Annotated in this window: 7 protein-coding genes; 1 reads left to right on the forward strand and 6 read right to left on the reverse strand. The window is 35.5% G+C overall.

Annotated features, from left to right (window positions below; all coding sequences use genetic code 11):
• Window positions 1-7 precede the first annotated feature (7 nt).
• Complete coding sequence (locus AC1RPR_RS07505; protein WP_010276712.1) at window positions 8-265, forward strand: metal-sensitive transcriptional regulator; 258 nt, start codon at window positions 8-10, stop codon at window positions 263-265.
• Between the two features lie 109 nt (window positions 266-374).
• On the opposite strand, the gene AC1RPR_RS07510 is transcribed toward AC1RPR_RS07505, so the two are convergent.
• From AC1RPR_RS07510 to AC1RPR_RS07535, 6 genes are all read right to left on the reverse strand, one after another.
• On the reverse strand, window positions 375-635 hold the full coding sequence (locus AC1RPR_RS07510; protein ID WP_263317203.1) for a transposase: 261 nt from the start codon (window positions 633-635) through the stop codon (window positions 375-377).
• A gap of 92 nt (window positions 636-727) precedes the next feature.
• Window positions 728-1,318: a site-specific integrase gene (locus tag AC1RPR_RS07515; protein ID WP_150262567.1), complete on the reverse strand. Its 591-nt coding sequence runs from the start codon at window positions 1,316-1,318 to the stop codon at window positions 728-730.
• Window positions 1,319-1,624: 306 nt separating this feature from the next.
• A complete protein-coding gene (locus AC1RPR_RS07520) occupies window positions 1,625-5,341 on the reverse strand; it encodes a type IIG restriction enzyme/methyltransferase (protein ID WP_481763398.1) in 3,717 nt (1,238 codons plus the stop codon).
• Between the two features lie 138 nt (window positions 5,342-5,479).
• Window positions 5,480-6,070, reverse strand: coding sequence for a DNA-binding protein (locus AC1RPR_RS07525; RefSeq protein ID WP_481762427.1), 591 nt, complete (start codon window positions 6,068-6,070; stop codon window positions 5,480-5,482).
• Window positions 6,063-7,217 carry a RepB family plasmid replication initiator protein gene (locus AC1RPR_RS07530; protein WP_150309677.1) on the reverse strand — a complete coding sequence of 385 codons (1,155 nt, stop codon included), beginning with the start codon at window positions 7,215-7,217 and terminating at the stop codon, window positions 6,063-6,065. Before AC1RPR_RS07530 ends, AC1RPR_RS07525 begins: the two co-directional genes overlap by 8 nt.
• Before the next feature lie 499 nt (window positions 7,218-7,716).
• A partial coding sequence (locus tag AC1RPR_RS07535) for a MobV family relaxase (protein ID WP_481763399.1) occupies window positions 7,717-8,544 on the reverse strand: 828 nt, incomplete at its 5' end.

The raw sequence follows: 8,544 nt of genomic DNA on the forward strand, positions 1-8,544 counted from the left end.
TTCAGGTATGAATACAATAGCATATCAGTATGAAAATATACAAAATAGGTTAAAGAGATCAGCAGGCCAAATAAATGGAATTGTCAATATGATTGATGAAGAGCGTCCTTGTGAAGAGGTCGTCATACAGTTATCTGCTGTCAGAGCAAGTCTTGATAAGGCAATAAAGTTAGTTATTGCTGAAAATATTAGAAATTGTTCAGAAGCAGAAACAGGATCTGAGCAATATCAAAAGGCACTTGAACTGTTAGTTAGAGTTAAATAGATAGGAACATTAAAATTTAATATGAAAATTTAACAAATTAGAAATGCCACCGTAAAAATAGAGTATAGTGCTCAGAAGTCAATAAATTGGACTATTTTTATTCAGTTACTTAGGCAACATTTGAGATACGATTTCGATTATAAAAATTGATATACCAACCAATGGCTGCTTGGACTTCTGCTCTTGTACTAAAAAAATGGACTATTTTTAGTATAAGAGCAGTTGGGATTGATTTGAGATTTTTGACCCAGCCCGTAACCGTTTGTACAGCCAAATGATATTCATTGGCCAGCGAATTAACAGAACGACCCTCGTTGTACAAGGCAACGATTGATGATTTAAATTCAGTTGAGTATCTCTTAGCTTTCATAATAAAAAAAACCTATACTTGATTATCTCGGATTATGTCCTAGAAATAAAGCAATCCGGATTTTCAGTATACGAGCAAAATTTTTTTATAGGTTAACCAAAATCAATTTGATCTAACATCGTTTCGCGACTAGCTTGGTCTAACCCAAGGTAAGTCAGTGTCATGGCTTCACTTGAGTGATTCAATAAGTGCATGACTAAACCAATATTGTAATTTGACTGTGTATAGACACGATAAGCACCTGTTTTACGCATAGTGTGCGTGCCTAAATAGTTGATACCTAGTAGATCACCAACACGCACCATCACTTTATAAAACTGTTTCTCGGTGATATGGTGATCATGATGGGCTGTCGAGGGAAATAACCACTCAGAATTGATATTTTCTTGGACCAACCAATCATGATATTGCAACAAGTCTTGCTGAACAGGCTTTAAATATAACGTGTTTGCTTTACCGGTCTTTTTATCATGAATAAAGGCTGTATTTTTGACAGAGCCGTCTGGATTATAGACATCTGATTTTTTTAATGTCATGACATCACTCACACGTAGTAGCGTGGCCTTACCAACTTGAAAAACGGTGTAATTTCGGCGACCAGCACGGAAACTATCGAGAAGTGTATCTTGTACCATCTTTAAAACGTTGGAGTCTTTGATCGGTAGGACAATTTGTTGCGCCATGATTCATATATACCTTTCTGAAATTAAATAATTAAATTGTTTATTTATTGATGACCAGGACCGTATTTCTAAACTTCTTTTATGGTTTATTATATCACTTAACAAAAAAACAGCCCCCATTATCTACTAGTCAGATAATGGGGGCTGTTTTAATAGTCTTTCCTAGGGGTCATTATATAATTATAGACCCTTTGTTAGTGGTTATTTAAATATACTGACCATAGTCATCATTGATAATACAGAGTTCCCTTGATTAAACTCTAACTAAACCTGTATAAACTATGGCAAGTTTTTTCTCAACCATACTTATTGATTATCTACGATGTATTTATTCATTATATTAATATCTCCCATATCTAAATTGAACCAATTCACCGCAAATCGATCGGCTACATCAAGGAGATTCCCAGAATTAATCGCGTCATCTAGTTTAATGATATCTGTCTCCTTAATAAGTTCCACGTTTGGCATTGGAATTGTAGCAAGAACTTGTGGATATAATTCCAATGACTTTCCCTTTTTGCGTCCCAGTTTCACTAGCCAAAAATGAGCTATTGTGGAGTTCAGTACGGCCAAAATTACTTTTGTATATTTATCATGCCTTTGATATGCCTGACTTAGTGTAATTGCATACGAGTCATCCTTTAGATAATAACCTTGCGTATTCAACGTGAAACGTGGATTTTTTGCTCTTTTTTGGACATAAATGGTTGATTTACTTTCAAACATCCATTGTTCACGCGGCCACCATAGTTCAAACGATCGTATGCGACCGCTAGTAACTTCCCGCCTTTTCGTAAGTCTATCATAATCAGGTTGACTCTTAATCCATTTTAATAAGTTTGGAATCTTTTTTTTGTCAACAGTATGATCAATATACATCACATATGAATCTGGAAAAGTTTTTTCTGTAACCGTAGTTAATGAACTACCATTTATAAGCGGTTTGAACAAATTGCGTTCATAGTCGGTCATTGACATTGCTTCCACAGACCCCTTTCCCCAAATGAAAATCTTATTTGAGCCCGTTGTCAGTCCCAATTTAGGATTTTCAGTATACGACAGTAACGTTTTTTGGCTTTTAAGTTTCACAATTAAATCAGTCAACGATTCATCACGAGATGCTGAATCTAAAACAAAGTATCCCGTACTCTGATCTTGCAATTCGCTTTGTGGAACAAGTCCGTAGTCGGTGTTTGAGTTCTTACCCTCAACTATGAGCTCAAACACATCACTGTGAGCAGACCCCGTCTCATTCGTAACTAATGTGCTAACTTCACCAGGATAGGATGCTTTAGTTCCAAAAGTGATAACGTTGTGCTGACCGAGCGCCGAACTAAAAATCTTTAATTCCTTAAAGTTCAATAAATCAGTCAAGTGCATACGACTAATTAAATCATTACGAAGAGCTGCTCCATCAGTCGCAGTAAGCCAATAATTAGTAGTGATAAATGCCAAAGAGCCATTTTTATTCAGTAGATCGATTGCTAAGTGAATAAAATAATAAAAGAAGTCAATCTTGCCTTTCGACCATTGTGCCCCAAAATCAGTTTGAGCAACACTTTCAAAAATATCTTTATGGCCTTTCATTCCAATATAAGGTGGATTAGCAACAACTAAATCAAATCCAGTATATGCCCCATTGCCATTAAGGGCCTCAGGAAATTCGAATCGCCACTCAAATGAATTGGCAAAGAGTGGGGCCTTATTTACTTCTTTCAGTCGAGCTTCTTTGACAACAATTTGTTTATCAAGCTTTTTAATCTGCTTTTTTCGCTTTTCACGTTCATACTTGGTCTCAAACAATAGCATTCCACCCTGCAACTCATTTCGTTGTTGGTGCAGGTTACGTAGTTTAGTCCGATCACCTTTATCCAAAATGCTATTGATAATTTGGTTCTTAAAATCTTCGATCGCCTTTTCAATTTTTGACTTGACCACCTTATCATCTGTATTGCGATAATCTTGAACCAATTCTTTAAACTCAGTCACTGTCAAATCGGTATGAGCTGTGACATCACCAAGATTACGATTCAAAGCATACTTGAACACAACTGAATTTCCAGCCTTGATATTCATTTCAAGATTTGGCATAGTCCGAAGATTTCCATCTTCCTCATAATATGAATTCTTTAGCAACTCAATCCAAAGTCGAAGCCTAGTAATATTGACGGAGTTTTGATTAATATCAACCCCAAACAAATTGTGTTCAATGATATCCAGCTTCGTCTTAAATAACGTTTCTTGGATTGCCTGACGCATTTCAGATCCACGACTATAGGTAAAGTATGTTTCGTCATCACGCATAACTACGACTAACTCATCATTTTCAATTTCGATATTGACATCCATCCGAATTTCTGCCGGAAGAAGGCGTAACCTAGCCCGTAACTTTACTAAGTAATTCAAGGCGGACACCAAGAAGTGACCTGAGCCAACTGCTGGGTCCACCACCTTAAAATTCCGAAGTACACTAAGGACCTTTTCTTTGTTTTCCGGAGTGACTTCAGCAATATCAGCGATTGAATTTACTTTAAATCCGTCAGCCCTAAACTTATCAATAATTGACCTGTCTATTGCCTTCCGAACCATAAACGATGTTACGAATCCGGGGGTATAGAAGGAACCATCCTTGTATCCATTAATTTTTTCGAAAATCAAACCCAACACGGACGCATTGATTAATCTTTCATTATTCACAGATTTACCATCTGTGTTAAACGCATACGAATCAAGAAACGTTAGAAGATATCTTAACGTTGGCAACTTTTTCGTACCCTTTGTCACACGGTCGAGCAAAACTGACCGGCTTCGCAGAGATAATTCTTCATCATCCGATAAATCCGAAGGCTTGATTAACAACGTAGATTCTGTAACTGATTTCTCAAAAAGCGACGAATTTAAATATGGAACATACTCATATTTCTTCGCTAAACTTCCGCGCTGATCAACAGGCTTTGCTAGTACACCAAAAAACAATTCATTTAATCGATTGAAGTTGCTGAGGTTTTCATTCGACATGAACTTATACTTGATATCATCGTTGTTGAATTTCATCAATTGACCTTCTAGTAACTTCAAGAATAAGATTCGATTCACCCACGTCGATACAATGTTGACTGTATAATCAAACTTTTGTTCTTCATCATCAAAACGATAATCAGAAGAATCAAATGCCTTGTAAACCAATTCCGTCAAAGAACCTGATTGACGATCCGATTCGGGCAATCGTTCAATTCCCTTATCATCCTTTCGATCTCTTAACCCTATTATATATAGCAATTCGTCATAGAACTTCTGATCCAATACGTTTGAGTCAGACACAAATGACCTCTTCATTAACGTTTCAGGAGCAAGCATTCTTATGAATCGTCGAGCTCTGGTTTCGTTTATTTCGCCATTCTGTTGAAATAGATTATTTACATTTAAATGAACATATTCCAATTCGTCTTTGTGTTTCTCCACAAACGGTGCTGCAATATTGGTGTAAAAATCAGATGTAGTTACGTCTAACGTTGCTTGTTCAACTTGAGATTCGAAATAATTATTCACAAAATGCTTGTTCTTCGCAAAAATCTTATTGAATAAAGCAGCGTCAAAAATAAACCAATCAACTCCATCCGTGACAATTAAATAGGTCATCCGAGTATTGCTTGCACCAAATCTTTCTCTCATAAAATAGAGAATTAGCTCATGCAAAGCTTTTCGATTTATATGCGACTCAGAAATCATGTCTGGTGATCTTAATTTTTTCGTTTCTAACAATACATAATTAACACTTTCTTTCGAGATTACTAGATCTATCCGTCCTTCAGCGTTTACCTTAAATCCTTCTTGTTGAAAACCGAGACCTCTTAAAAAATCTCGAATATATCCTTTGTTGGTTTCTTCTGTATTTTCATCATTAATTTCAGTAATCAAATCTTTCAGCAAATTAGCTATTTCCGCTTTACGATTATCTCCGAGCGGTAGCCGATAAAACATTTTATTGATGACATTTTCAGGCTTTAATGCAACTGGCATTTTTATATCCTCACTTCCAAGTATGTTACTTTTAGTATAATCATGTTATTTTGTGCTTATAGACCACAGTATGTAGGGAACTCTGCATACCCATGATTAAACCGTCTGCTTTAGTTGTCTTTTTACTATCGTATTATATTAATTTCTTCGAAAAAAACGCCACCACTTTTTAGGTTTAGGTTGTGACTCCGGGGTGCTATTTTCAGGTTCCGGTTGTTTGTCTGGCGTCACTTCTTTTTCACCATCATCATACGGTGCCATCGTTAAGGCTTTCAAGTCCTTAATTTCTGCCTTGTATTCTTCGAGCAGTTGTTTGTCCTGTAAGGCTAGCCGTTGTTGCTGATCTAGTAGATTTTGTGTCTGATTCTGAATTTCGACTAGACTTTTTATCTGTTCATCTTTGATAGATAACTGACCGTCTTTTTTAATCAGTTGTTCTTTCAGATAATTGATTTGTTCAGACTTTTCATTAAGCAACTTGTTTTTTTCAGTATCTAATCCACTATCTAATTCGCGTCCGTTTTGGATACCTAAACTATCTAATTCAGACACTTTAGAGTAACCCATGTTTGATTTTATCTTTGATATTGCAGATTTACCAAGGTATATAGTGCCATCCAATCTTTGTATCGAATCAGTATCTAATTTAGACACCTGGTAGTGTATTTTCTTTTTTGAGACTCCCAGCTCCTCAGCAAGTTCTCGAATTGTTTTTAAATTTTCACTCATGATCTATATCCTGCCTTTTAACGATTGGTAGATACTGTTCAATCGATTTTTTAAGATACTTAGCAATATTCTTTTTAGAATAGTCATCTTGTTTATCTCGGATATATGCTAAGTGCTCTTTGACACCGTTTACTCCTCGTAAATTTTTTAATTCGTCATATAGGGGATAAACATTTTTTTGTAAGCCTGCTAAGATTTTTTTATCCATGAGATCCAAATATGATAATAAAAAGTGTTCCATAAGTAGCTTTGTATATGGACTGTCCATTGCCTGCAAAACTAATTCATTTTCACTTTCTTCTTGCCTTATCTTTCCATCAATATAATCTCGATCACCTAATTTATAACTACTATCATCTGCGACTTGTTTTTTTGTAATATGAAAGACAATGCTATCAATACTACGTCCTTTTTTTACTTTTTCATACGTGACATTAAAAGAAGTGTATGAGTTAATTTCATCAAGTCCTGCTTTTAACACTCTTTTTTCAAAATTATCAATTCTTTGATAGTCTTTTACAGTATCCGTCATTTCTCGTAAATCTCGCATACCAATAGTTGGATTGCGATAATTTTCAACTTGTTCTTCTCGCCGTCCACCCTTAACACTGTAATGCTCATACTGATTGTAGTTCATTGATAGCCAACGATATAAAATAACAGCATACTTACTATTTAATTCTGAAATATCTGACAAAGCATGTTGCGTAAAATTAGTTTTGAGATTAATTAAGTAAGGCATGATTTCAGGACTAAATCGGATTAATACCTCATCATGATAGTCCGTCCATTCTACATACGGGATTGGCACAATACTAACAAACTTAAAACCTTTATCTTGTTCTTTTTTAATCTGAAAAAATGCTTGTTTTTGCATCTTTTCAATCACTTCTTTAAAGCGACTATGCTTGTCATTATCATCTACCTTAAAAAAGGCAAATAATTCTTTCTTTGATAGATACACGGTCTGATCTTGAGGGGGATTGTCTGTATCAATTAAAGAAACAGCTAATTCAAACATTTTCAGTGGGGTTTTATCCATTTTGGCAATCGATGTAATGAGGCTATTATGTTCAACTACTTTTCGTTTTGATAAGTCATTCAAGGTCTGTACCTGCCTTGTTTTGGATTCTGGTATAATAGACATATAGATACGCTCCTTTGCGTGTTTGGATTAAGCATGAAGAAAGTCTGTCCAAAGATAATTTCTTCATGCTTTTATTATGCATTTTTATTACTACAAAATCAAAATAAAAGTAGGGGTATACACAGTTTTTTGTAGGGGTATACACAGTTTTTTGTAGGGGTATACACAGTTTTTTGTAGGGGTATAACTCTGAAAATCCTTGATAAAACACACTTTCTAACCGCGCAAAAGAACAAAAGATTAAAATATAAAAGATAAACTTATAATAGGCTCCGCCTTTTTATTGATTCAATAAAATAAAAAACAAAAAGAACACCGTTGTACATAAATTTTGTACGTGGTGTTCTTTTTGTGTTGAATCATTTCAAATGCCGGCTACCTAGTTATCTAACATAGATTGCCACTTATTAAGCCAATAGTGCCATTTTAAAGTGGTTAATGATTATTTATACGTTGCGTGGTTAAAAACGCTTAGAACGGCAAATAAACCGTTTAAACGTTAAAGACTTGGTCCTTTAAAAATATCACGCGTTAATTCAATGATTCGATTAATTAATGCTTTAACTTGTTCGATACCGCGATCTAATCTAGTTGGCGCTATTTTGGTGTCTGGATCTTCTCTAGCTGTCGTCAAGGTTTTTAACCATGACTGAGCCGCTTTCTTATTTTTAGTGATTTCTTCATGATCCAGCTTATAAAGAACATACCGAGCCTCCACATCAGTATGCGATAGTTTGTCGACACCATAATCATTTTTAAGCATATCGCGCATAGCATAATCCAGCTGTTGCTGTTCTCTGTGCCGCTTCTGAAGCGCTTGATGCGTTTCTTTTAGGTTTTGATAGTCTGCTTGGACGTCTGCTAATTGCGCTTTGACTTGTCTTAACGTTTGTTTGAGTTCTTGCGTTTCATGCTTGCTTTGTAGGGTGGCTTTCTTCATCGTGGCTAACACGCTTTTAAAGCGATCTAAGTCATCTGGTTTAAGCACCGTCTTACCAAAAAGGTTTTTAGATAAGGCTTGTTTAAAATCATCAATTTGTTTTTCGGCTAAGTCAACTTCCGTTAAGGCTTGATCCGTGATTTTAAGTACGGCCTGTTTAGCCCTAATATTTTCTTCAACGTCAGCTAGTTCCGTTTTTAAAGCGTTGAACTGATCATTGTATTTTTTGATTTCAGCGACATTCTCAAACGGTAAGGTTTTGTGATTTAAAATCCCTTGTTCATAAAATGGCAGCACTTTTTTTAAATCTTGATCTAAATCCTCATGAAAGGTTTGCAAATCCTGCCGCGTTAGCACTTCTTTAGCGGATACTTTATCACGTGACTT

The sequence above is a fragment of the Dellaglioa sp. CoH-57-MRSF-22 genome, from assembly GCF_056781895.1.